The organism is Planococcus sp. CP5-4_YE, assembly GCF_019042655.1.
In the GTDB taxonomy this organism is placed as follows: Bacteria; Bacillota; Bacilli; order Bacillales_A; family Planococcaceae; genus Planococcus.
Genome location: NZ_JAHPZO010000017.1, coordinates 26,468 through 49,827 on the forward strand (window position 1 = coordinate 26,468; position 23,360 = coordinate 49,827).

Consider the following 23,360-nt stretch of genomic DNA (forward strand, 5'->3'; position numbering starts at 1 on the left):
GACATAAAGATACAGTGATTACAAGAATAAACTCGGATAGGGAAAGAAGTTGATGGGAAATGATGATTTACTTGGATTCGGCGGCAACTGCCCCGATGAGAAAAGAAGCGATCGCCGCCTACGCAGAAGCAGCGGAAAAAGCATTTGGCAATACACAAAGTCTCCATGATGCGGGATCCGCTGCCGCAGACTACTTGGCTTCATGCCGCAAGTTATGGGGAGAATTCCTGAATGTCCGGTCTGATGGTATTTATTTCACCGGCAACGCCTCCGAAGCGAACCAGCTCGCAATCCGCTCTTTATTGAAAGGGCGTCCCGGCCATTGCCGGTCAATCGTGTCGACACAGCTCGAACACGCTTCCGTGCTATCGGTGCTTCATGAACTTGAGCAAGAAGGCTATGACATCAACTATGTTCCGGTCGATCGGTTCGGGCGGATCGATTTGGATGCTTACGAACAACTGGTCAGCGAACAAACGGCGCTCGTCATCATGCAGCTGGTCAACTCCGAGATGGGCGCAGTGCAGCCGGTCGAAGAGTGTGCGCAAATTGCCAAGCGCTTCCGCGTGCCTCTTCACTCGGATATCGTCCAGGGCTTCGGGAAACTACCCGTCGACATCGGATCATGGGGCGTCGCCTCTGCTGTGTGTTCAGCGCATAAAATCGGCGGCCCCAAAGGCGTCGGCATTGCCTATCTTGACCCGTCCATCCACTGGCAATCGGTTTACGAAGGGACGACGCATCAAAATGGATTTCGTGCAGGAACCATTGATGTGCCGTGTATCGTCTCCGCCACCATCGCCGCGAAACACGCTATCACGGAACAGCCTGAGAGCTATGAACACGCTCGCAAGCTCCAGGACTATTTGATTGAACACTTGCCGGAAGGCGTCATCGCGACCGGTGACATACAGTCGAAATCCCCGTTCATTCATGGACTTGTTTTGCCGCATGTTGAAGGGCAATGGATGATGCTCGCCTGCAACCGCGCACAGATCGCCATCTCAACCGGTACCGCCTGCAAGATTGGCTATGGCGAAGCGATGTCCGCGATGCTTGCGATGGGAACGGAAAGCGACGCGGCGAAAAAATTTGTCCGGATTTCATTCCGTAAAGAAACCAGCAACGACGATATTGACCAGTTTATCCAGTTAGTCGAACAGTCACTGTCTGAATTCGTTCCCCATTCATAAAAGCTGCCACTTGTGCGGCTCTTTTTTTATGCCTGAAATTTTTCTGACAACTTTGTTGACAAATAAACATTAACGGTATATGGTTATATACATAAGTATATAACCATATTACCAGTTCACCCAAGGAGGTGTTTTTATGGTCAACCCATCCGATTCAACGAAGCCCCTGTTTTTGCAGATCCGCGAATTGATCGAAGACCAGATCGTCAATGATCAATTGAAAGAAGGCGACCAAGCCCCGTCGACAAATCAATTGGTCAATTTCTACAAAATCAATCACGCAACCGTCTCTAAAGGCATCACCCAGCTTGTCGACGAAGGCATACTTTTTAAGAAGCGAGGGATTGGCATGTTTGTAGCAGAAGGCGCAAAAAAAACTTTGGTCCAGCAGCGGAAAAAGGCATTTGTCGATAATTATGTCACTGGGCTTGTACAGGAAGCAGAAAAACTAGGTATCACCGAACAAGAAATTATCGAATTAATCAAATCCACGAAAGGGCGTGATGCATGATGGCAGCTTCAGTCCAACTCAATGACGTAACATTGAAATTCAAAAAGTTTGAAGCCTTGAAAGATGTATCGCTGACATTGGAAGCGGGTAAAATCCATGGCCTCATCGGACGAAACGGAGCCGGCAAGACCTCTTTGTTATCGCTGATTGCCGCTTTCCGTGAACCGACATCCGGCGGCATCTTTGTCGACGGTTCACCGGTGTTCGAGAATCCGGAGAAGATGGAGCAAGTGGCGTTCGTTTACGATAAGGACTATAAAGAAGAAACCGAGAAAGCAAAGAAGTTAATCGCGCTTGCTTCCCATTACCGCCCACATTTTGACATGGACTACGCAGAGCAATTGATCAAACGCTTTAAACTGCCGGTTAACAAACCCGTCAATAAACTATCGAAAGGCATGCAATCTGCGATGAATGTCGTGATGGGGCTCGCCAGCCGCGCACCGTTGACGATTTTCGACGAAGCCTATCTTGGTATGGATGCGCCGGCACGCGAGATCTTCTATAAAGAAATCTTGAAAGACCAGGAAGAACATCCGCGAACGTTTATCCTATCGACCCATTTAGTGTCGGAGATGGATTATTTGTTCGACCATGTCGTCATCATCGACCAAGGCCAGCTTGTATTGAATGAACCATATGAAACACTTGAAGCACGGGGCGCATCAGTGACCGGCGCAGCCTCTGATGTCGAGGCGTTCACGGCAGATATGAAGCACTTGAACGAACAGCAGCTCGGCGGCACGAAATCTGTCATGGTCTACGGCGAGCTGGACGAATCGAAACGCCGGGAAGCTCAAACTTTAGGGCTGGAAATAGGTCCCGTCTCGCTGCAAGATCTGTTTATCTACTTAACCGAGGAGGCGAACTAATATGACATCACGCCGCTATCTGAAAGTAGCCACTGCTGTTTTTTCCGAAATGATCCGGTGGAGTCTATGGTTTTTCTCCATTCTGTTGGTGATTCATTTAATCCGAATTTTTTGGCTGAATGGAGGGCCAAGCCCAATTGAAGGGTTCTTCACCTTCTCCCAGTACTCGACGAGTATCTTTATGTTGGTGCTTGGCATCATGTCGGCCTATACGTTTATGGGCCGGCATATCCAGCAGGGGGTCAGCCGCCGGGATTCCTTTTTCGGCATCTCCCTTGCCGCGATTGGACTTTCCTTGTTCCTGACAGTGGTGCCGCTTGTCATCAATGGCATTCAACACCTGCTGGCCAAAGTCTCGGTATTCCCGGTAGCGCTGGATACCGCTGTCGCTTTCGAGACCACAGCTGGCATGGTTGCTGCCGCTATTGCGCTGTTCATGAATGTGCTAACTTATTATTTAGCCGGCTGGCTCATCAGCATTGGCTATTACCGCTTCCGCTGGATTGCTGGATTTGGCTTTATTGCCTTAACGTTCATCGTCTTTGGCCTCAACGATTATTTGTGGAAACCTGGAAACTACACACTGGACTGGTTGCCGTATGAGCCGCTCGAGGCGGATTTCTGGCTGACAGCACTCGGCTCGGCCGCCATGATTCTTGTGCTCTTCCTGGCCATGAGGATTTTGACGAAGCGTGCCCCTATCAAGATGTAAAAGGAAGGCTCATTAAAAAAAGCTGTTCCGCAGATGATTAGCATCTGCGGAACAGCTTTTTCCTATGGCTTATTAACGAATCGCCCCGTGCGGCAAAATGGCGTGTACCCCTTTAACCCCATTGACGATCTGTGTGACGTGCAAGTCGACAGCGACGCTTGCGAGCGCGGTCGCTTCCGTTTTTGATAATGAATGAAACTGCTGGAGCAAGCCGACCATTTCATCGAGCGCCGTCGCTGCGGCTTCGTTCAAATCTTCATCGAAGCCGAAAGTTACCCAGCCGGCTGGCGTTTTGGCTTTTGGCATATGGAGTTCCATCTCTTCATGAAGCACAACCGTCAAATTGACGAGATCCATCGGGCATTCAATCGCTGTTCCGGAATTTTCGCCATCGCCTTGTACGGCGTGGCCATCACCGAACGACAACAGCGCACCTTCCACTTCGATCGGCAAAAACAGCGAACTGCCCTCGACCAGTTCCTTGCAATCGATATTGCCGCCCGTGCGGTACGGAGGCGAAGTGGGGTGCGTTCCCGCTTCTCCAAGCGCTAGGCCGATGAGCCCGAGAAACGGCGACAAAGCGACGCTGAATTCCTTGTCGGACAAGGTGCATTTGCCGGTCATCTGCTCACGGTCCAGCGTCCAGTCCACTTGAAGGCGTTTGCTGTCCGCGATGCCGAGTTTCTCATTTTGCCAAGCCGGCGTGCCGCCCGCCCAATTGCGCCCGTACCAGCCAGGGACATTTTGGTTGATGCGCACTTCGAGCACCATTCCAGGCTTTGCGCCTTCAATGGCAATCGGCCCGATGAGCGGATGGCCGAGCCGTTCTTCGTTTTCGCGCGAATTGTAGATGACCTGTTGTTCATCCTTATGCGCCGAATAACCCCATTGGATATCCGGTGTCCTCGTTTCGATCGTATCGCCCGATTGGACTGTTAAAATGGGTCTGTATTCTTTATTAAATGAAGAATGGAGATTTTCGGATTTGAGTTCGATGTGGTGATTCATGCGCTTCCCCTTCCATAACTATGGTTTCTTTAATTATAGCGGAAAACGAAACTTCCTTTAACATGAAAAAGCCTGCCGATGATCTGGCAGGCTTTCTGTTTTATGCACTGAGTTTCCGGAACGCGCGTCTTTCGGCGTATATGGCGCATTGCGCACAGACGACAACCGCTTCATCGCGGTCGTTATAATATTTTCGCGGCTGCCGTGCTTTTTGTTTGCACACCGCGCATTTTTTCTTAAAAAACGTGAACATATCCTGTCGCTCCTTTGATCGTAGATTCAACATTCATTTATTGTTTCATAGTAAAAAGCAGAAGTGAACTAACGAGCATCCATAATTGCAACGCACCGATATTGAAACGTTCGACAAGACCGAAATACGGCCAGCCCTGCGCGAAAAAGATCGCGGCCGTCCCGCCGGCAATCAAGATGAACACGCCTGTTGCAAGGGAATACTGTCCGTAGACCTTGAAATCGCGATCTTTTCTCAATCCAAGCCCGACCAGCAGCGGAGCCAAAATGGTCAAAGGGACGATCAAGGCCGTGACCGCCAAATGCATCATGCCGGTAAAGCTCAACGGGGCTCCCGGGGCGTCTTGTGGAAACAAGCCGTAGGTAATCGACACGAGATGCATTGCTAGAAAAACCAGCATGCCTATGCGTGAAATTTTCGGCGCAAAGCGTTTGAATGCGATATAAGCACTCGCCGCAAATACAATCGAACAGATGCCGTACAACAGCGTAATAATGGTCAATACCCTGCGGTCCGGCGCGCCTTGAGCCGTCAAATCGCTGATTGGCTGATGCAAGTGGCGGTAACCTTCCCACAGCCATCCGCCAAGCAGGACGTGGAAAACGTAGAAAAACACAGCGATTGCTCCAAAAATCGACAGTTTCTGTGCCATGCCGACCAGCTCCTTTTCGGATTTTGCAGCACTTGCCCCCGATTCGATGCCGATGTTGTTTGATTATCGCCATTATCTCTCTTTTGAAACCTTTTGCCAATTAAGTTGGCCAATCACTCGGAAAAACTCCATTTAAATTCAAAGAGATGCCCCAAACCAGAAAATGGTTCGGGGCATCTCTTTGAATCATTCAGTTGAATCTGCGGATTGCTGGTAATAATAATCCGCCGGGTCGACCGGCGTAAAGCCGTTCGGCGTATAGAATCTCAATAAGTCGCCATTGACGACTTGGTCCGATAGCTGCAATTCATATCTTCCGTGCTGCTTCAGGGTCCCGGCTTGCTCGAGCTGTTGTTCATCTTCGAGTGGCAAGCCGGTTTCCGCATCGTAGAATGCTTCGCCAATGGAATAGACTTCAGGGCTGACGTAATCACCGTTGCGGAACATGACGAGTTCTTCGTGTTCTTCCGACAATAAATCGGTTCCGAAATGCACGTACTTCTGCGTTTCCACACCGAGCAAATGCATCACGGTCGGCAATAGGTCAATTTGGCCGCCATATGTGTCGTTGATGCCGCCTTCCATGCCCGGTACGTGGATGAACAACGGCACGCGCTGAAGTTTAGCGTTCTCTACTGGCGTGATGTCTTTTGACAATACCTCAGACATCGCCTCATTGTGGTTATCGGAAATGCCGTAATGGTCGCCGTACATGACGATCATCGTATTGTCCGCAAGCCCGGACGCTTCAAGCTGTTCGAAAAATTGCTGGATTGCTTCGTCTGCATAACGTGCCGTCTGGAAATAATTATCGACGCTCGCATCGCCTGTCGTCCCTTTTTCGATGGTCGCCAGTTGCTGGTCCATTTTATAAGGGAAATGATGCGAAACGGTGATAAATTTCGAATAGAACGGTTCCGGCAGCGATTCCAAAAGCGGTGCCGACTGCTCGAAGAATGGTTTATCCATCAAGCCGTATTCTGCCATATCCGCTTCTGTCGTATTCGGATACGATTCGATATCGAAGAAATGATCATAGCCGAAAGACTTGTAGATTTCAGAGCGGTTCCAGAACGTCCCATTATTGCCATGGAATACAGCCGACGTATAGCCTTCATCTTTCAAGATGGCTGGAGCCGATTGATAAGTGTTCTGGCCTTTTGTAATGAATGCAGATCCTTTCGGCAAGCCGAATAGGGAGTTTTCCAGCATGAATTCCGCATCTGAAGTTTTGCCTTGCGCTGTCTGATGGAAGAAATTATCGAAGTACATCGTATTCGGGTCATCCATCATCGAATTCAAGAACGGCGTGACTTCTTCCCCGTTCAGTTCATAATCCATCAGGAAAGTCTGGAACGATTCGAGATGCAAATAGACGACGTTCATGCCTTCCGCTGCACCAAAATATTCTTCATTCGGGCTCGCGTAATTGGATTTCGTGTAGTTCAATACTTCCGTATTATCGTCGCTGTCCGCCATGACCCGCTGGGAAGAAGCTTTCAAGGTCTCCGCCGTATCATATAGGGCGTAATTATACATTCCCAAATACTTGACGATGTACGCACGGTCAAAGCCGCGTGTTAATAGATCGGGACGGTCTGATTCCGCGAGCGACAAATTAAAGAGAGAGATTAACAAAGCCGCCGCAATTAACGGCAAGGCCATTCTCTTTTTGATGATGCGCATATCTTTTTCCGTCCGCTTGGAAATTACCCATGCACCGAGAAGCAATACATCCACGAAGTACAGGAAATCCATCGGTTGGATCAAAGTCAGGACGCTGCCGCCCAAATCGCCGAAGTTCTGCGTTTGGAATAAAGTCGGCAACGTGATGAAGTCACTGAAGAAGCGGTAATAGACGACATTTGCATACAGTAGGATCGACATGCCGAGGTAAATCGAAAGCAGCGCCCAGTATTTCCGCGTTCCTTTGAAGAATAGCGAGAAACTCAACAATAGCAGTGATGAACCTAAAGGATTGATTGCCAACAGGAATTCCTGCAGCGCCCCTTCCACTTCCAGCGTAAATTGGGTTTTTTGCGAGATATAGGTCTTCGCCCACAACATGACAACTGCCAAGAGAAATAAGGTCATGTAGTTATTCATTTTCATTTTATTTTTCATTTTGCATTACACCTTTTCATCATCGATTATCTGAAGGCAAGCTTGTGTGCCTGCTTTAAAGAAACAAACTCTATTGTACTCCCATTTTCCGGAAATTCAAAGTTTAAAGCGGCTGGTTAAGACGGTTCAGCATTTTTCATCGCTTCCCGCCATTCGACAAGTTCCTTTTCTTCGATCTGTTTTTCAAGCATCTCATCCCACGCGCCGAGCCGGGTATTCCAGACACGAGCGTAAAAGAGGTCCTGTTTTTGGTCATATAATTGAAACTCGATGCACGGAATGTATTCAGTGCCATGTTCTTCGCACGATGAAATGTCTGCGACGATCACTTGATAGCCATCTTCTGCACTGTTTTTTTCTGCCGTTAACAGCTCATGGATGCGCTCGGTATCAGCATTGTGGCTAATTGCATAGCGATAGGGCGGGAAGTTTTTCCCGCCTTCTTCAAGCACATCTTCTGACAGCCCATAACTATCGTGCACGGCACTGAAAGATACGATGGCCTCATCGTCTTCCATCGCTTCTTCGAAAATGCCTTTTTCCAAATGGCCGTAACCTTTATCAGTCAGCCGGTAGCCTTTTGCATCCAAGCGGATCAACTGCGTACTGTGCATTTTATCGATCAAATCGCGGATGAACAGCTCTTCGACAAACAGCATCTCAGCGAGCGTGGCAGGGCGTCGGATGTCTGCCTCTTGAAATGCCAGCAGCAGCATTTTCATTAAAATGTCCATTTTGAGCCGCTTGACGCGGGCAAACGACACGTCATAAGAAACCAACGGCAAATGCCACGAAAGTTCTTTAACAATCGTCACGTCCTTGTTGGACGCCAATTCTGCGCGCAGCTTATTATTCAGTTTGTCCACTTGCTCACCCCTTCTGCAGCACTTTTACGCCTTGTTTTTGTTCGGCCACATCGAGCACATGCTGATACATCCGTTTCGTCTGTTCTTTTTTCGCACGTTTTGTGAACATCGTGGAACTGCCGACCATCACGAGTAATTGCTTGGCGCGCGACAACGCCACGTTCAATCGGCGGTAATCTTTCGCGAAGCCGATATCGCCGCGGTCATTGTGATTATTGCGCACCATGCTCAGGAGGATAATCTCCATTTCGCTGCCTTGGAATCGGTCGACCGTGCCGGTGCGGATAGTCAAATGCGGCAGTCGCAATTCCTGGTCGATCATGCGCTGCAGCCGCTTTACTTGTTCGCCGTAGAACGAAATGACGCCGACGGTTTTCAGCTCGTCCGCCGGAATCCGCCCGGCCGCTTTCGCTTCGGCCACCGCATCGTTAAGTTCCACCAGCAGGCGGCTGATTTCCGCAAGTTCCGACGGGTTGAATAAGCTTTTCCCGCCGCTCATGCGCTTCTCGAAATACGCCGGTTCGTTCGGCAAATCGAGCCACATGAGATGGTTGTTGCGTTTGACGGATGCCGACTCAAGGAAATGGTCGCGTTCTTTGTCTGAATCAGCCAAGCCACATTGCAATTGGACATTCTCGTCTTTGTAGAACGGCGAGATAGTTTCCATGATGTCTTTGTGCATGCGGTACTGGATGGCGAGCATCGTCTTATTGGTTTCCGGCAAGTTTTTATACAAGCGTTCGAACAACGATTCTTCGAGCATTTTTTCGAGTTCACGCTTTTCTTCAAAGCCGCTGCCCTCTTTAATCATTTCTTCTAAGGTCTCTTCCAATGTATCGTTGCCGAGCAATGGCGGCAATTGGTGGTGATCCCCGACCAAAATGACTTTTTTGCCTTTGAGCATTGGCAACAATAGTTCAGGAGGCGTCGCTTTCGACACTTCGTCGATAATGACGACATCGAATACCGGATAATTGTCCTGGAAATCCTTGCGCGCAGATGCCACGCAAGTCGTGCCGATGACATTGGCGTGTTTGATGTACAGCTTGCGGATTTCATCTAAATCGTGCTCATTCGCCGACTCGAGAAGCCCGATCCATTGCTTCTGCACCGATTGCAATAAGGGGAAGTTTTTCTGCTCTTGCTTGAGCGATTCCACATCGAATGACAAACTAGCGAGTTGTTTCGCGGTTTCTTCGTATGCCGCTTCCGGATCCGCCAACAGGATGGTTTCCAAAGCTTGAAGTTCCTGCTCTTTCTCTGTTAGACGCCGCATCGCCATGTCAAGTTGCGCTGCAATCTCCACGATTCGCTGTTCAGCTTGGTCGAATGCCGTTTGTTCAGCGAGCAACTGGGCTTGCTGCTGCTCCAAATCCGCTGCCGCTTGGACGGAATCCGCTTGGTCTTTTCGTAGCTGCGTCAATTGTGTTTGGTGATTGGCAATTGCTTGTGCGATATCTTCCGGTACTTCAATCGAAACGGACAAACTAGCCACTCGCCGTTCGATGCGCGAAATTTCTGCGCGCTGCCGTTCCGCTTGTTCCAGTCCTCGTTCGTCCAAGTCCAGGTAGCGCTGCCTTTGCTTTTCGAGTTCCATGCACAGCGCTTTTTTCAATTGGCCGAATGCACGTTGCGATTCTTCTATATAAACATCGGCGGCTTTTAGCATCGCGCCTCTCCGCCACACGTCGTTCTGCCGTTTGTATAAGCCGCTCAGCGCTTTCGTGAGCACGCTCGAATCGATGTGTTGCGAATTTTTCAGCACCGCGCGCAGCTTTTCCAGAAACTCATCGATATTAGCCGAGGTGAACGATTCCGCTTGCGACAAGGCGCTTTCTTTCACTTGCGTCGCATCGATGCCAGAACCCCCCAGCAACTTCTCGACATAGCCGATCGCTGAAGTGACGCTCGTATTATAGGCTTCGAGTTTTTTACGCTCGGCCATCTTGTCGCGGATCATATCGAGTTTGCTGAGTGAGAAAGTGATCGCCGGCACTTCTTCGATCTGCTGTTCTTTCATCACATCAAGCAAGCTGCCGACTTTCTTCATGCCCTCGACTGTTTCGAGCACGGCTTGCTTTTCCTTAGCTTTCTCCATCACTTCGTCGCGCTTTTCTTCAATCAATGCCATCTCGCGGCGGAGTGCTGACAACTGTTTGGTCAGCTCAGTGGACTCGCGTACGCGTTCGAGCTGCTCGATCGTTTCGGTTGTTTGCTGCTGTTGCTGTTCGAACCATTCGGGCCCATGCCCGCTATCGATCAGACTTTGCGCTTTATCGATTGCCGTTTGCAGAACATCCATTTTCTCTTGGATGCTTTGCTTGCGACTTCTTGCTTGCCGCTGTTCGAGCTCGATTGCCCGTGTTTTGTTTTGCAACGGTTCGATGGACGACTGCAATTCGCGCTGTTTCGCTTGGGCTGTCTTTTTATCTTCTACGGCTTGCTGCCATTTTTCAAAAACCGGCTGCAATTCTGCATAGGCCTGTTCCGTTTCTTCAAGCTTGTGGGCAACTTCTTGTTCGCGGGCTTTACGCGCCTCGAACTGTGCCGTGATTTCTTTTAAGGTATGGTCTTTCCAATACTGGCCAACGTTTTCTTCGATGAATTTCTGGCCGTCTTCTTCGATGCTTTCGGTGCGCCCGACGCGCAAGATGCGGATGTCTTTATGGGCAAGCAAACGCCCGAGCGCATTGTCGACTGCCAGATTCGACTGGGAAGCGACGAGTGTGCGCAAGCCTTTTTTCGCGTTTTGCAGGCAGATTTCTGAAATGACCGTCGTCTTGCCGGTTCCGGGAGGCCCTTGGATAACGTAGAGATCTTCCGCTGACATCGCCCCTGTCACCGCTTGCTGCTGGAATTCATTCAAACGGTTGTGGAACGTGAGCTTCGGCATTTCTTTTAATGGCGCCACATTCGGCCGCTCTTCGAACAATAAGCGGTCGAGCTGCGGGTTAACCGCGAGGCCTTTCTCGAGATTGGTAAAGCCTTGGCGCAATCTCCGGATTTGGCTGAGTGCCGCGAAATTGCTGAACACGACTTCCTTCTTATGAAGAGCATGCGCTTTTTCGCGCAGCTGCTTGATGATGTATGGATTCAATTCGATTTCGATCGCCCGGTTTTTCGTCTTGAGGACACTGCCGACATCGCCGTCGATCCCCGTCAAGCGGACGCTCAAATTGCGCAGGTTTTTCCATTCTTTGTCGTCCATGCGGCAGCCCGTCAAGGTGATGCGGCTGAAGTCGTGGCTGAACGCCAGATTCGAATAGCCCGTCTTGATATCAGGAATATCCATGCCCTGTTCCTGGATTTTCAAATAGCCTTCCCAGCTCGAGATGCGCTTTTTCACGTAATCCGAACGCTCTTTCGCCGGTGTCATCCGGTTGATCAAATTCATGAATGCCACCGGCACCGGATCGCGCGAATTCTTGAACTGAATCGATTCCTCGCGCTGCCAATTGGTGCCGAGCGCCTGATAGGATTTTCTGAGCGTCACGTTGGTCACCAATAATTGATGGTTGGTGAACACGCAGTGAAGCACAGCGAGTTGCCCTGACGCTTGGTCGGTCAGCCTGCCAGTCTGTTCTGCACTGAACAGCAGCGCAACCGAAAGAGAGCCATCCGCAGTCGACGGATAGCGTTCAAGAAATACCTGAAACGGGTTGTCCGCCATAAAAAATGAGCGTTCGCTGATGCCGAACCCTCTCATCTTTTCCGATGCGGTTTTAGTTAGACGTATAGACGTCTGGTATGTGTTTGTCTGCGTTGCCATTGTGTCATCACCTGTTCTGCCAAACTGAAAAAGCCCAATAGCCCGGCTGGTTTCTTCGAGTTTTCGCTGTCGATCGTATCTTCTAATCATATCACCTGCAGGGCCTTTATGTTTTCTGAACTTATGTATTTTACCGGAAACCCTTCTTTTGCCTCACCTAGTTTCCACTCGCCAAGCGCTGGCAGAAACTCCCCTGCGCCGCCAATCCGGGAAAATCAAAAAAACACCTATGTCTTGGACGAACCATCCAAAGCACAGGTGTTTTCGAATACTGCTACTGCATTCACGGTTATTGCGCGGTATAGCCCCCATCAACCAGGATGGTGGTGCCAGTGGTGAAATCATTTTCACTAAGGAAAATGATCGCATGGGCGATTTCATCCGCGTTTCCGAGACGGCCGATCGGATGCTTGCTGACCAGCTGGCCGTAGAACTCTTCGCCGAGCGCTTCACGGCTCACCATGCCGGATTCGACATAGCCCGGCGCGACAGCGTTGACGCGGATATTATGCTTGGCATATTGCAGCGCCAGGGATTTCGTCATGAGGTTGACCGCGCCTTTGGATGCGTTATAGGCAAACGCTGCTCCTTCGCCGACACTTCCGAGGATCGAGGAAGTATTGATGATGGCGCCGCCTCCATTGTTCATCATGTGGCGAATGGCGTGCTTCGCACCGAAGAAGATGCTGTCCTGATTGACCGCAATGACTTTATGGTAATCTTCATAGCTCAGCTCATGGGTTTCCGTCAGCGCACCAATGCCGGCGTTGCTGACGAGCAGGTCAATTGTGCCAAACTGATCGATCGCGAAATCAATCATCGCTTTCACCGAATCTTCGCTTGCCACATCCACTTTAATGAACAGGATGTCACCATCGTTCTTCAAGCTCTCTGCTGCCTGTTTGCCGCCTTCTTCATTAAAATCGGCAATGACCACTTTGACGCCTTTCGCTAAATATGCTTTTGCCGCCGCCAATCCGATTCCAGAAGCTCCGCCTGTCACCACTGCCACTTTGCCTGCCAACTCCATCTTATCGCCTCCACTTCCATATTTTGTATCAATCTTATATTATCAGAATTATCCATCAATAAGGAATATATTTTGGCTATTTTTATTTCAGTTCCTCCATTAGCTTATAAATTTTGCGGACGGTATTCACATTTCGGACGGTGACCAGCTTATATAATTTGGTCCCGACGATTTTCGCCATTCCGCTTTTGGTGACATCCCCTCGGTCGACCGACCAAAGAATTGCCCCGGGCACGTATTGCACGCGATCGATGCCTGGCTTCAAAGTCAATTGCTCCAGCACGCCTTCATCATCGGCTTGTTCCCATAAAAACAGCACATCGCTTTTCAATCCTTCGTCGTTGGCCCATTCCGGCGGGACCGCTTGTGCAATGCGGCTGTATTCGTCGAATGAATAAATGAGCACCTTGATGCGCAGCCCGAAACGTTCAAAAATCGCCTCTTTCAAAACAAGCGTTACTTGCTCTTTATTACGGGCGTCTTTGAAGATGATATTCCCTGAGTTGATATACGTTTTGACCGACGACATGCCTGCTTGTTCGAACACTTCTTTCAGTTCTTTCATGCTGATTTTATTGTTGCCGCCGACATTGATTCCGCGAAGCAGCGCTGCATAGATCATGGACATTTCCCCTTTTGGTCAATAGCGGACCAACAAATGGAGTTGGTCGTCATGCTATCCGTTTTTTAGAAACCTAATTTTTGACGGAGTTCTCATACAAAGCTTACAGTAAAGACAATTACACAAAGGAGGAGTTCTTAGATGAATGATATTCCATTGATCGTGACAACCGATTGGCTAGCAGAACATTTGAATGATCCAGATTTGCGGATTGTGGATGCGACGGTATTCATGAAATTTCCGGAAGCCGGTGGGCCGCCGGATGTAGAGTCCGGCAAGGAGTCCTTTGCACAAGGCCATATCCCGGGAGCGGTGTATGCTGATTTGCTCGGAGAGTTGACGGACAGCGAATCGGATTTGCCGTTCACGGTGCCACCGCGCGACGCTTTTATCGACAAAATGACCGAGCTCGGCATTGGCGACGGCACGCGCACCGTCGTTTATGACCAAAACGCACTCGTCGGCGAATCGGTTGCCGCTTCGTACTGGGCTTCGCGCCTCGCGTGGCAATTGCGCTATGAAGGATTTGACCAAATCGCCATTTTAGAAGGCGGTTTGCAAAAATGGCAGGCGGAAAACCGCGACTTATCAACAAACGCAGCGCCCTATCCAAAAGCCAGCTTCTCAGGGCAGCGGCGCAGCGATATGCTCGCCACGAAAGAAGACGTCCGCCAAGCCATCGATGACGAACAAACCATTCTCATCGACAGCCTGTCGCCGGAAGAATACGAAGGCAGCCACATCCCAAGCAGCCAAAACGTCTTTTTCGCAGACCTTGCAGACGAACAGACAAAAGCCTTATACGATGATGAAAAACTGCGTGCTGCCTTTGAACAGACCGGTGCGCTCGACCCCACAAAAAAAGTTATCACTTATTGCGGGGGTGGCATCGCAGCAACCTGGAACGCTTTATTGCTGAATAAACTCGGACAGCCGAATGTGGCCGTATACGACGGCTCCATGAACGAATGGACAAGCGACCCGTCTTGCCCAGTCATTAAAAGCGAAACTCGCTAATAGAAGAACACTCCCGGCCAAATTCTCATGGCCGGGATTTTTTTGCCTGCGCGACCGTTCCATCGCTCGTTGAAAACTAAGTCATTTTCTTCTTCCGTTTCAGCAGCTTCTTCTTTTTCTTTTCGGAAACCAAGGGCTTCGGGGCTGGATTGTAATCATCGGCATACATGCCCGTATAGGATTGGTACCACGTGAACAAGTGAACCAATACTACTTTGAGCACCGCATAAGCTGGGATGCCCAGAATCACTCCCGGCAGCCCAAACAAACTTCCCGCTGTCAAAAGGACCGCGATGATCGTGACCGGATGGATATTCAAGCTGCTTCCGAGAACGAGCGGCTGCACCACACGCCCTTCCAGCGTTTGTTCAATCGTAAAGACAGCCAACACTTTTAACAGCATAAACGGAGAATGCAACACGATGGCGATGACAACAATCGGGATGATGGCGATAAACGTTCCCAAAAACGGAATCAGGTTTAATGCGCCTGCCAGTATCCCGAGCGTCAATGCGTATTCGAGGCCAATGATGCTCAAGCCGATCCAGAACATCAAACCGACAAAGAATGCGACGAGCAGCTGGCCGCGGATGTATTGGCTGATCTGCATATTCATTTCACGCAGCAAGCGGTAAGTCTGCTCCCGCATGCGCGACGGTACGAATTTCATGATGTGATACGGCAGATGGTGGCCGTCTTTCAGCAAATAGAACAGGATGAAAGGAGTCGTGATCAACGCCAGCACGGTCGTCGACACGATGCCGAAGACATTGCCGATGCCGCTGACAGTCGTCCCCACCACTTCATCGGCCTGCTCCGTAATCGACGTCGACAAATTGCCTTCCCCTCCCGTCAATTGCGCCTGCAGCCTCGACAGCAAATCAATCTGGAAGAACGCATCGACCTGTGCAATGAACCGGTCCACATATTCCCGCCAATTATCCAGCAGGCTGATGGTCTGCTCACGAATAACCGGGATCAAAGTGGCAATCCCCCAAACGATCAGTCCAATAATCACAATGAGAACGATCGATATGGCCCCGATGCGATGGATTTTCTTCGACTCCATCCAGTCGATCAACGGATTGAGCAGATAATACAGGACTCCGGCCATGATGAGCGGCAAGCCCATGACGCCGAACAAGGCCAAAAGCGGCTCGAAAATGAAGCTGATTCTCGGTAGCAGCAGGATATTCACTTGGATCAATAGTAAAATGATCAGCACAGATACCGCTTTATTGTTCAGCACCCATTTCATGAACCAAGAAGCAGCAAGGCTGAACGCTGTTTTATTCTGTTCCGGTCCCATCGAACCCATCCTCTCCGACAACGCAATTGGTTTTGGCCTATACTAGACACGGTGCGCCGGCAGCAGTGGCAGAGTTCGTAATTACAGATACAGTACCCCCATCCCCGCTATTTCACACCGCTCCGCCTATTGAAGATCAAAAATTTTCATGCAAAAAGCCCCCCAGCATTTGCTGGAGAGCTTTTGGGCCATTTATTTTTGCAGCCGGCCGACGAATTCCGCCAACCGCTCCAAGGTATCGATGTGTTCATTGCAAGTTTCGCTGTCCTGGCAAATATAATTGCCACGCTTGATAAAGTGATCCTGGATGGACCCTTTCGTTTTCGCGATAAACATGCCGACCTCACTGTGGCGGTTGCAGATCGAGCAGATGCCTTGTTTCGAACTGCGCGTGAAGATGCCATGGATTCCATACAGTTGCCCATTTTGTTCCGTTACCACGCACATCAAATTCGAGCTCTCGATCCAGCCCAGATAAGATGTTCGCTTAAAGTCCAGTGATTCAAGTTTCGGCCCTTTCAGCTTTTTCGCTTTCGGAAACAGCCTCTTCAATTCTGCTGGCGCTACTTGTTTGAACGGTAGAAGATAAGGTTCCAATTGTTCCAAATAAGCATCGGCTTGTGCTTGATCTGCGATATCCTTTAATTCCCCGAGCAGCGATGCCTGCGCTTCAGTGACCGTTGGGAATAAACCGAAGACTTTCTCCTGCGCCAAATGCCGCAGCACCTCCACTATTTCGCGGTCGTTGCTCGCCGCCTTGCCATGAACCAGGATTTTTGCTTGGTTTTTGATAAAATTAAACTGGTCATTGCGGATGAATGCGTCCACCCGCATACCAGAGATGTTGTTCTCAGCACGGTTCTGTTCTGTTTGCGTCATTTTGAGACACTCCTTATTAAGTAGATTTTTTCTGTTAATAAGGAAGCCATGTGCTGAAATGACGCGTGATGGGCGATTCAGTTCCTACTTGCCCCACACAGAGGATCGCCATTCCATACAGGCTTTGCGTGAGTTGTTCCTGACGCTGACAATTGATTACGGATTGCCATCTGATATCATCCCTTTCGTTGCAATCTTCTTCAATTAGTCATGCCCAATTGTCTACGCCTTACTGGAGTAGTCCAATTGATGATCCATGAATAATTTTCGACTTTTAAATCACGGATTCTCAATGATGGTATGGCGGCCTTCATATGTGAACTCAAAACTTTTCTTCATTTAAGCCCTACTTGTGAAACCTCATTGTTCTTTCACTATCATCCATCTCCTTTTTTCAGTTTATCATAGTATTTCTCCAATAAAGAACAGCATCTCCTTTGAAAAGAGATGCTGTTTCTTCATGCATTAATTGGGCTTATTGAAGTCGACCGTATCGTTCAGTTCCCCATCATTGTCATCTTCCGATTCGTTGCTCGTGAGCTTTTGCGCAAACTTCTTCACGGTTTTCAGCTTATTGCCCGACTCCCAGTATTCTGCAGTTTCCGGCGTCACTTTGATTAGTACCACGTTCGGATCGTCGTAGCTGGTCTCCAGCATTTTATCGAAGATCGGGTTCCAGTATTTCTTCTTGCGCTCCAGGTCTTCCATGAATTCAGCCGTACCGCTGACGGAGACGTAAGATTTTCCGGCATATGCCAAATTGACCGTCGGGTTCGACGCAATCTCATCGTATTTATCCGTGTCTTTCAAAGTGACGAACCATAAATCACCGTCGAATTCGGTTTCCTGCGTTTGCATCGGGCGCGACACGGGTTTGCCGTCCACGACCGTCGTCATCATTGCGACCTTAATATCCTTGATGAGATCTTTGACCGTTTCTACTGCATCTTCATGAGTATGCTGTTGTGCCATCTTATTTCTCCTCCATTCCAACTATTAACCTGCTTTTAATTAAGTACAGTCTTTTAGTTTCCCGAAATGAATTACCGCTAAACTTTGGAAGAAATCCCGGAAAAAGCATAGTTGTCACAAGTGGGCTAAGTGGGAAATCCGAAGTTTAGATATCCATTTATTGGTTTTTCCACTTCTTCAGCACCACTTGTTCCTTGTCACAGGCAAGCCCTGCTTTACGCTCCAGAGCTTTGTTTCCGAGCTCCCATTTATGCGTATCGAGGATGGTTTCAGAAAGCGGGCGGAACGACAACCCTTTCCCAAGCGCTTTATCGATATCAAGCGATAGAAACCCTTCCATCCGTTCGCTGTCCGGTATCCATAAAGGCAGCTCCATCCAATAGCCGACGTCATTTTCGAGAAGAAACGCTTCATCTATCCAAACAATTTCCGCATCGCTTTTCAACACTTTTTGGCATTCGCCTAAAAAAGCTTCCATCGTCAATGGCGATTGGGGCCCGACCGCATTGAACACCCCGCTTTGCTGTTGTTCAACCAGATGGATGATCCATTCTGCTAAATCCCGGACATCGATAAATTGGATACGCTTGTCTTTACGGCCGGGTGCCAGCACTTGGCCGCCCTTTGCCACACGGTTAATCCAATAGCTGAAGCGTCCTGTGAAATCATATGGCCCGACGATCAGCCCAGGGCGGACGATGAGGCTATGCCCGGTAAACTGCTGTTCCACTTCCTGCTCGCATAAAAACTTCAGTTCTCCGTAGTATTCATTATTTGGCAGATTGGTCATGCCTTCCGTCATCTCTTCTGCATCCGACATAGACATCTGGCCGACGGGATGCTCCTCCCTGATTCCCGGGCTTTCCAATTCATCGTAAACGGAGGCACTCGAGATGAAAGTATAATGCCCTGTGCGTTTTGCAAGAATCTTGGCCGATTCACGAACCACGTGCGGCACAAATCCGCATGTATCGATGACCGCGTCCCACTCGCCATCTTTTAGCGCCGACAAATCGCCTCCCCGGTCGCCAATCAATTTCTCCACTTCCGGAAAAAGTTCCGGATTTTCTTTCCCTCGGTTGAATAGCGTCACTTCATGCCCGCGCTTTAACGCCGACTCTGTGAGAAAGCGCCCCAAAAACCGGGTGCCGCCGAGAATCAGGATTTTCATTTCGACTCCTCCTGTCGCTACTTTTTATTGCCCATATGCTTAGAATCTATCTCTACAAGCATATTCGCTAAGAAATTTTCAAAGTCCTTCCTTTTCGTATTTGATATTAGTCGGTACAATTTCATTTAGTTTGAATACTCTAATAATAAATTGCAGTTTGGCCCCATTTTCTATATAACAGTAGTGCCTAATTTATCGCAAAATGAATTCAGTTCATTTTCTGTAGTTGCACATTCACCGAATTCAGTTTAAAGAATTGGCGGTTGTTTGGCATTAGTTGTAATCGGCACAAAGAGTTCCCACATCGTTTCAACACCTATGAGGCGAAGAACCATTCGAACCTCACTTCCCGTATCCGGAGCACGAATGAGGAGGATCATGGTATGTGGAATATAAAAAAGCGTTTATATTGACCGGCCGATTGATGAAGTTTATCATTACGCAATTGACCCGCGCCACTGGTTTCAATGGTATCTCGGCCTTTCGGAACCCGAAAATTTGGTGGGCCAAGGAGAGGCCGGCACGACCATGGATATGAAATACACAATGCTCGGAATGCATTTGCCGATTGAAGTTCAAGTGGTGGAAACAGGCAAAGACGGCAATGGCTATTCATGGAGAGGCACCGTTAAGGGAGGGATCACATCCGATCAGTTTTGAACTTATATCCCGGAAGTAAAAGGCCTCGAAATCTCTTTGGGCATGAATTATGAACTGCCCGGGAAATTGGTGGGCAAAGTCGTCAACAAACTCATCATCCAAAAGCTGATGAACAACTCCATGGAGTAAACCTTGAACAATTTAAAAGCCGTCTGCGAAACGTCCGACACCTACAGCATGAATGCAGACTGAAACACCGTTCGCCGATCCATCACCTGAGCTTGGCATTCGCCAATTTAAAACAGCCGCCCATTGGGATGGAAATTCCACCCGGGCAGCTGTTTTTTCGTGGCTATAAAACTGACTTGCAAGCTAACTTGCATCCATTAGGTTTCAATTATTAATTCTTGATTTTTTGTTCAGCAACTAACTCGGCTTGAACGATATAACGATCCGGGGCATAGCCAATAAAGTCGAAAGGATAGCAAGTCGTCAAAGTGAGAGTAGATTCCTCTTTTTCGACAATGACTGTTCGATCGTCTTCGTGCGTAATCCACGTATCCGTGACTTCGTATATAAAAATTTCATCGCCGTATTGCACATGAAGCAAATCGGACTTTTCGAGTTCACCTAATCGAGTGAAAACCGTATCCCGGTGGCCGCTTAGCACGGTATGGCCGTAACCGCCAGGCACCGTCGTCAAATCACTGACGAACATGCCGACGCCTTGAGTCAAGGTTGAAGGATCTGTTCCCCAATAAATCGAATATTTTTGTTCAATCTTGGGGATAAGCAATGTCGCGATATTCGCACCTGCCTCTTGTTGAATATCGCTTGTGAACACGGGAGTCGGCTCTTCAATGGAAGGCGGTGTAAAGATCATTTCTTTTTCCAGTGTCTGAGCCACTTCCGCCACTTCATCCGCTTCTTTCTCAGTGAAATCCTGTGCAGCTGTATGGCCAGTATTCCACTCCAAAAAATTCACTATGATAATACTTACACCAATAAACAGGAGCACCAAGCCCAACCAACGCTTCATCTAGCATCACCTCGCATTAAAGAGGCTGCCCCAAAAGGTCATAATCATGACTTTTAAGGGCAGTCCTTTTTAGATTCGGATAAAGCGGCGAATATTCAATCCCGCTGCTCTTTTGTATAAGTGCTGATCAGACAGCCTATTGCTGATCGGCTGTTTGTCTCTTTCTACGGAATAACAGCAGTGATCCTGCCCCGGCAACTCCAGCGCCAAATAACATCATCAAAGGCCCGTTCGAAGCAGTATCCGGCAAAGCTGCGCCTTCTTCTTCCTCTTCTACGGCTTCTTCCTGATCACTAGAATCCTCGTCATCAGATCCGGCAGCTTCTTGGCTCGCTACATAATCATCGTATTCTGATTGGCTGACTTCGCAAGCGAGCCCGTCATTATCGCGGTCAAGATCGTGCGGGTCGTTTTCTGCACTATACCCATTCGCGTACCAAAACTCCATAACTTCTTCGTGGCTTGAAAAATCACCACAGTCTTTATCGACATGTTCATCGGCTGCTACGTTCAGAGAAGCTCCTACAAATAAAAGCGACCCCATAAAGATTCCAGTAATTCCTTTTTTCATATTATTCTCCTTCCATTTCCTTTATTTTCTTGCTACAACAAATAATAGTCTGAATTAAAAAATAATTCAATATAAATTTCGATATTTTTATTACAATACTCATAAAGACATCAAAAGTCCTGTCTCTGATCTAATATTCCCAAAATTTTCATTTACACAGTCAAAAAGCCCCCCAAGCAATCCAGGAGGCTTTCACTCTTTACTTTTCTCATAATTCAACCCGAAATCATGCTCCCACTGAACATCGTCTGCTGATTGTTCCCAGGAACTTTCGATAAGGTTTCCCGCTCTATTCACTGTGCCGCTGAAACGCTGATGAAAATCGAGCGGTGAGAAATCGGGCGTGGTCCGCCACAACTTCCAGAGGCCATCTTGAAAACTCATCTCGTATAAGCGCGTCACGCCGTGCGAATCAAAATAATGCTGCACGTACTGCCCCTTTGCATCGTCCCAATCATAGATGATCATGCTGCTTGGAAATTCAGGCTTGTCGATCCGCGTGCGCTGAATAATATAACGGTGATCCAGCCACTCGAAACTTGCCTCCCCTGTAATCGGCGGTGGTTGAAGCTCTGGATGAAACACTTCGATTGCCCAAGTTCCGATAAGGAAATCCAGACGGTCCATCATTTCTTTCCGTGTCGATGGAGTCATTGTACAAACACTTCCTCCATTGCAGTGTCTTCACGTCGTTTATTGCTCGATTCGCGTAAAGAAAATAAATCCGATGACTGCCAGTAAACGAATCTTGTCCTTATCTGCAGTATCTTCCGCCAGCTCGACGATGTCGTTATGTGTATCCCTGAAGAGATGCGTGTATTCATGAGGAAACATGCCATTATAGAAGTACGCCAAGCGCCTCCCCTGTTGGTCATTCCAACTGAAGCTGCCAGAGAATCCGGACGCTTTAATGGACAGCACCGCTTCTTCCTCTTCGTCATACAATACTCCTCTGATATTGAACAGCGCTTTTAATTCTTCTTGTATGTACGTACCGATTTTTTTCTGTTCCTTATTGAAAATCTCAACTTTCGACTGCTTCAGCCATCCTGTTTTCCGGAAGGTTATTTCGCTTGTGCCGTCGTTGCTTGCCAGTTTATAAGTCATTGGAAACAAGCTAATTAGCGAAGAAGCAAAAAATAGGAACGGATACACCCACCAGGAAGTTTTCGCGATTTCGACACTTCCGACATACTGACCGCTTTTTTCGAATAGTAACAGCCTCGGAATAAGCGCTGCATCTTTCTTGATGACAATATCTTTCAGCTCCAGGAGCTGCTTTTCGGATTGTGGAATTTCAATGTCCTTCACTTTTTTATAATGCGCTCGGCTGATCAATACGATCGCTATGCTTAAGCCAATCGGGAACAGGAAAAACAGCAGTTCCACCCAGTCCGAGGGTGTTTTCGGCGTCGCGAATATGAAAAATATCAGCGCACTGGCCAGCGTTCCGACGAGAAATACATAGGCGAGTTTTTCACGTTTTTTATACATTTCGGCAAGCATTATGGTCCTCCTCCGTTACATAATAAAGGATGATTCCTATAACTGAACATCCTTTAAAACACTTCTTTCCTGGTCATTTTAACATACTATAATTTCCCATTCAGCCTGTGTCGAACAGCCATTTGATCCGACGACTGTCAATTGAATAGTCCATTCATTTTTATAGCCCCTCTTTCTGACATATGCCATACTGGTATCAATAACAGATAGGGGGAATTCCAATGGCAGAATTGAATGCAATGATGGGCTGGACATTTGTCCAGGAAATTGATGTACCGGACTCGGTCAAGGATTTGCTGGTGGACGGCGAACAAGCGAAAGTCGCCTATAAAACCGTGCGAGATACCGCTGTTGTGACAAACAAGCGCATCATCATTTCAGACAAACAGGGAATGACCGGCAAAAAAGTTGAAATCTATACGATTCCGTTCAAGTCGATCAATATGTACTCGACCGAGAATGCCGGCACGTTCGATGCCAACGCGGAAATCCAACTCTGGACAAGAGCCGGAAACTTCAAACTGAATTTGAATAAGAAAGTCGATATCCGCAAGCTGGATAAGATTATTGCCGAAGGGATTCTTTGACTTTCAGCCAGGCTATACCTACATGCCCTACGCATGGATGGGTGTAGCTTTTTTAATGACTGCATTCTTCTACAGTGACCTTTAGATCCGCACTTTC

General features: G+C 48.5%; 24 protein-coding genes. 8 read left to right on the plus strand and 16 right to left on the minus strand.

Translation table 11 applies throughout. The features are described from left to right. Window positions 1–59: 59 nt before the first annotated feature. From KTG14_RS15200 to KTG14_RS15215, 4 genes are all read left to right on the plus strand, one after another. Window positions 60–1,193, plus strand: coding sequence for an IscS subfamily cysteine desulfurase (locus tag KTG14_RS15200; RefSeq protein ID WP_308461999.1), 1,134 nt, complete (start codon window positions 60–62; stop codon window positions 1,191–1,193). Between the two features lie 136 nt (window positions 1,194–1,329). Beyond that, a complete protein-coding gene (locus KTG14_RS15205) occupies window positions 1,330–1,704 on the plus strand; it encodes a GntR family transcriptional regulator (protein ID WP_211653448.1) in 375 nt (124 codons plus the stop codon). After that, a complete protein-coding gene (locus KTG14_RS15210) occupies window positions 1,704–2,576 on the plus strand; it encodes an ATP-binding cassette domain-containing protein (protein ID WP_216971686.1) in 873 nt (290 codons plus the stop codon). The genes KTG14_RS15205 and KTG14_RS15210 overlap by 1 nt, the downstream gene beginning before the upstream one ends. A gap of 1 nt (window position 2,577) precedes the next feature. Further along, window positions 2,578–3,288, plus strand: coding sequence for a hypothetical protein (locus KTG14_RS15215; RefSeq protein WP_216971687.1), 711 nt, complete (start codon window positions 2,578–2,580; stop codon window positions 3,286–3,288). Window positions 3,289–3,360: 72 nt separating this feature from the next. Here the strand turns inward: KTG14_RS15215 and KTG14_RS15220 are convergent, their stop codons facing one another. From KTG14_RS15220 to KTG14_RS15255, 8 genes are all read right to left on the minus strand, one after another. Continuing rightward, a complete protein-coding gene (locus KTG14_RS15220) occupies window positions 3,361–4,296 on the minus strand; it encodes an acetamidase/formamidase family protein (protein WP_216971688.1) in 936 nt (311 codons plus the stop codon). Window positions 4,297–4,396: 100 nt separating this feature from the next. Next, a complete protein-coding gene (locus KTG14_RS15225; protein WP_216971689.1) occupies window positions 4,397–4,549 on the minus strand; it encodes a hypothetical protein in 153 nt (50 codons plus the stop codon). A gap of 37 nt (window positions 4,550–4,586) precedes the next feature. After that, window positions 4,587–5,201 carry a DUF998 domain-containing protein gene (locus KTG14_RS15230; RefSeq protein ID WP_216971690.1) on the minus strand — a complete coding sequence of 205 codons (615 nt, stop codon included), beginning with the start codon at window positions 5,199–5,201 and terminating at the stop codon, window positions 4,587–4,589. Window positions 5,202–5,387: 186 nt separating this feature from the next. Continuing rightward, window positions 5,388–7,325 carry a lipoteichoic acid synthase gene (ltaS, locus tag KTG14_RS15235; RefSeq protein WP_216971691.1) on the minus strand — a complete coding sequence of 646 codons (1,938 nt, stop codon included), beginning with the start codon at window positions 7,323–7,325 and terminating at the stop codon, window positions 5,388–5,390. Window positions 7,326–7,441: 116 nt separating this feature from the next. Next, the gene (locus KTG14_RS15240; RefSeq protein ID WP_216971692.1) at window positions 7,442–8,191 is read right to left on the minus strand and encodes a hypothetical protein; all 750 of its coding nucleotides are present in this window, start codon (window positions 8,189–8,191) and stop codon (window positions 7,442–7,444) included. A 4-nt stretch (window positions 8,192–8,195) separates the two neighbouring features. Then, window positions 8,196–11,960 (minus strand): AAA domain-containing protein, encoded by a 3,765-nt coding sequence (locus tag KTG14_RS15245; RefSeq protein ID WP_216971693.1) that lies wholly within the window; start codon window positions 11,958–11,960, stop codon window positions 8,196–8,198. Between the two features lie 289 nt (window positions 11,961–12,249). Further along, entirely contained in the window at window positions 12,250–12,990 is a 741-nt protein-coding gene (locus tag KTG14_RS15250) for an SDR family NAD(P)-dependent oxidoreductase (RefSeq protein WP_216971694.1), read from the minus strand. An 82-nt stretch (window positions 12,991–13,072) separates the two neighbouring features. Continuing rightward, a complete protein-coding gene (locus KTG14_RS15255; RefSeq protein WP_216971695.1) occupies window positions 13,073–13,612 on the minus strand; it encodes a DUF1697 domain-containing protein in 540 nt (179 codons plus the stop codon). 141 nt (window positions 13,613–13,753) lie between these two features. Here KTG14_RS15255 and KTG14_RS15260 point away from each other — a divergent pair, with 141 nt between their 5' ends. Then, complete coding sequence (locus KTG14_RS15260) at window positions 13,754–14,629, plus strand: sulfurtransferase (protein WP_216971696.1); 876 nt, start codon at window positions 13,754–13,756, stop codon at window positions 14,627–14,629. Between the two features lie 76 nt (window positions 14,630–14,705). Here KTG14_RS15260 and KTG14_RS15265 read toward each other — a convergent pair whose 3' ends face one another. Both KTG14_RS15265 and KTG14_RS15270 read right to left on the minus strand, forming a co-directional pair. Further along, window positions 14,706–15,938, minus strand: coding sequence for an AI-2E family transporter (locus KTG14_RS15265; RefSeq protein WP_216971697.1), 1,233 nt, complete (start codon window positions 15,936–15,938; stop codon window positions 14,706–14,708). A gap of 192 nt (window positions 15,939–16,130) precedes the next feature. Beyond that, on the minus strand, window positions 16,131–16,817 hold the full coding sequence (locus KTG14_RS15270; RefSeq protein ID WP_216971698.1) for a FusB/FusC family EF-G-binding protein: 687 nt from the start codon (window positions 16,815–16,817) through the stop codon (window positions 16,131–16,133). Between the two features lie 58 nt (window positions 16,818–16,875). On the opposite strand from KTG14_RS15270, the gene KTG14_RS15275 reads away from it, so the two are divergent. Further along, window positions 16,876–17,025 (plus strand): hypothetical protein, encoded by a 150-nt coding sequence (locus tag KTG14_RS15275; protein WP_216971699.1) that lies wholly within the window; start codon window positions 16,876–16,878, stop codon window positions 17,023–17,025. 257 nt (window positions 17,026–17,282) lie between these two features. Here KTG14_RS15275 and KTG14_RS15280 read toward each other — a convergent pair whose 3' ends face one another. Next, window positions 17,283–17,789, minus strand: a complete 507-nt coding sequence (locus tag KTG14_RS15280; protein WP_216971700.1) for a pyridoxamine 5'-phosphate oxidase family protein — start codon at window positions 17,787–17,789, stop codon at window positions 17,283–17,285. Window positions 17,790–17,946: 157 nt separating this feature from the next. After that, window positions 17,947–18,960: an SDR family oxidoreductase gene (locus KTG14_RS15285; RefSeq protein ID WP_216971701.1), complete on the minus strand. Its 1,014-nt coding sequence runs from the start codon at window positions 18,958–18,960 to the stop codon at window positions 17,947–17,949. 528 nt (window positions 18,961–19,488) lie between these two features. On the opposite strand from KTG14_RS15285, the gene KTG14_RS17970 reads away from it, so the two are divergent. Beyond that, window positions 19,489–19,620 carry a hypothetical protein gene (locus tag KTG14_RS17970; RefSeq protein WP_258048461.1) on the plus strand — a complete coding sequence of 44 codons (132 nt, stop codon included), beginning with the start codon at window positions 19,489–19,491 and terminating at the stop codon, window positions 19,618–19,620. 340 nt (window positions 19,621–19,960) lie between these two features. Here the strand turns inward: KTG14_RS17970 and KTG14_RS15290 are convergent, their stop codons facing one another. From KTG14_RS15290 to KTG14_RS15305, 4 genes are all read right to left on the minus strand, one after another. Beyond that, window positions 19,961–20,599 carry a class D sortase gene (locus tag KTG14_RS15290; protein ID WP_216971702.1) on the minus strand — a complete coding sequence of 213 codons (639 nt, stop codon included), beginning with the start codon at window positions 20,597–20,599 and terminating at the stop codon, window positions 19,961–19,963. Window positions 20,600–20,735: 136 nt separating this feature from the next. Further along, entirely contained in the window at window positions 20,736–21,170 is a 435-nt protein-coding gene (locus tag KTG14_RS15295) for an excalibur calcium-binding domain-containing protein (protein WP_216971703.1), read from the minus strand. 192 nt (window positions 21,171–21,362) lie between these two features. Further along, complete coding sequence (locus KTG14_RS15300) at window positions 21,363–21,824, minus strand: hypothetical protein (RefSeq protein WP_216971704.1); 462 nt, start codon at window positions 21,822–21,824, stop codon at window positions 21,363–21,365. 39 nt (window positions 21,825–21,863) lie between these two features. Next, window positions 21,864–22,676, minus strand: coding sequence for a hypothetical protein (locus tag KTG14_RS15305; protein ID WP_216971705.1), 813 nt, complete (start codon window positions 22,674–22,676; stop codon window positions 21,864–21,866). A 221-nt stretch (window positions 22,677–22,897) separates the two neighbouring features. Here KTG14_RS15305 and KTG14_RS15310 point away from each other — a divergent pair, with 221 nt between their 5' ends. Then, on the plus strand, window positions 22,898–23,263 hold the full coding sequence (locus tag KTG14_RS15310; RefSeq protein WP_216971706.1) for a PH domain-containing protein: 366 nt from the start codon (window positions 22,898–22,900) through the stop codon (window positions 23,261–23,263). Window positions 23,264–23,360 lie beyond the last annotated feature (97 nt).

Excerpts from the sequence above, each read along its gene's own strand:
- KTG14_RS15200 (WP_308461999.1), top strand. The coding sequence starts at position 60 with ATGATGATTTACTTGGATTCGGCGGCAACTGCCCCGATGAGAAAAGAA.
- KTG14_RS15205 (WP_211653448.1), top strand. The coding sequence starts at position 1,330 with ATGGTCAACCCATCCGATTCAACGAAGCCCCTGTTTTTGCAGATCCGC.
- KTG14_RS15210 (WP_216971686.1), top strand. The coding sequence starts at position 1,704 with ATGGCAGCTTCAGTCCAACTCAATGACGTAACATTGAAATTCAAAAAG.
- KTG14_RS15215 (WP_216971687.1), top strand. The coding sequence starts at position 2,578 with ATGACATCACGCCGCTATCTGAAAGTAGCCACTGCTGTTTTTTCCGAA.
- KTG14_RS15220 (WP_216971688.1), bottom strand. The coding sequence starts at position 4,296 with ATGAATCACCACATCGAACTCAAATCCGAAAATCTCCATTCTTCATTT.
- KTG14_RS15225 (WP_216971689.1), bottom strand. The coding sequence starts at position 4,549 with ATGTTCACGTTTTTTAAGAAAAAATGCGCGGTGTGCAAACAAAAAGCA.
- KTG14_RS15230 (WP_216971690.1), bottom strand. The coding sequence starts at position 5,201 with ATGGCACAGAAACTGTCGATTTTTGGAGCAATCGCTGTGTTTTTCTAC.
- ltaS (WP_216971691.1), bottom strand. The coding sequence starts at position 7,325 with ATGAAAAATAAAATGAAAATGAATAACTACATGACCTTATTTCTCTTG.
- KTG14_RS15245 (WP_216971693.1), bottom strand. The coding sequence starts at position 11,960 with ATGGCAACGCAGACAAACACATACCAGACGTCTATACGTCTAACTAAA.
- KTG14_RS15250 (WP_216971694.1), bottom strand. The coding sequence starts at position 12,990 with ATGGAGTTGGCAGGCAAAGTGGCAGTGGTGACAGGCGGAGCTTCTGGA.
- KTG14_RS15255 (WP_216971695.1), bottom strand. The coding sequence starts at position 13,612 with ATGATCTATGCAGCGCTGCTTCGCGGAATCAATGTCGGCGGCAACAAT.
- KTG14_RS15260 (WP_216971696.1), top strand. The coding sequence starts at position 13,754 with ATGAATGATATTCCATTGATCGTGACAACCGATTGGCTAGCAGAACAT.
- KTG14_RS15265 (WP_216971697.1), bottom strand. The coding sequence starts at position 15,938 with ATGGGACCGGAACAGAATAAAACAGCGTTCAGCCTTGCTGCTTCTTGG.
- KTG14_RS15270 (WP_216971698.1), bottom strand. The coding sequence starts at position 16,817 with ATGACGCAAACAGAACAGAACCGTGCTGAGAACAACATCTCTGGTATG.
- KTG14_RS15275 (WP_216971699.1), top strand. The coding sequence starts at position 16,876 with ATGACGCGTGATGGGCGATTCAGTTCCTACTTGCCCCACACAGAGGAT.
- KTG14_RS15280 (WP_216971700.1), bottom strand. The coding sequence starts at position 17,789 with ATGGCACAACAGCATACTCATGAAGATGCAGTAGAAACGGTCAAAGAT.
- KTG14_RS15285 (WP_216971701.1), bottom strand. The coding sequence starts at position 18,960 with ATGAAAATCCTGATTCTCGGCGGCACCCGGTTTTTGGGGCGCTTTCTC.
- KTG14_RS17970 (WP_258048461.1), top strand. The coding sequence starts at position 19,489 with ATGGATATGAAATACACAATGCTCGGAATGCATTTGCCGATTGAAGTT.
- KTG14_RS15290 (WP_216971702.1), bottom strand. The coding sequence starts at position 20,599 with ATGAAGCGTTGGTTGGGCTTGGTGCTCCTGTTTATTGGTGTAAGTATT.
- KTG14_RS15295 (WP_216971703.1), bottom strand. The coding sequence starts at position 21,170 with ATGAAAAAAGGAATTACTGGAATCTTTATGGGGTCGCTTTTATTTGTA.
- KTG14_RS15300 (WP_216971704.1), bottom strand. The coding sequence starts at position 21,824 with ATGACTCCATCGACACGGAAAGAAATGATGGACCGTCTGGATTTCCTT.
- KTG14_RS15305 (WP_216971705.1), bottom strand. The coding sequence starts at position 22,676 with ATGCTTGCCGAAATGTATAAAAAACGTGAAAAACTCGCCTATGTATTT.
- KTG14_RS15310 (WP_216971706.1), top strand. The coding sequence starts at position 22,898 with ATGGCAGAATTGAATGCAATGATGGGCTGGACATTTGTCCAGGAAATT.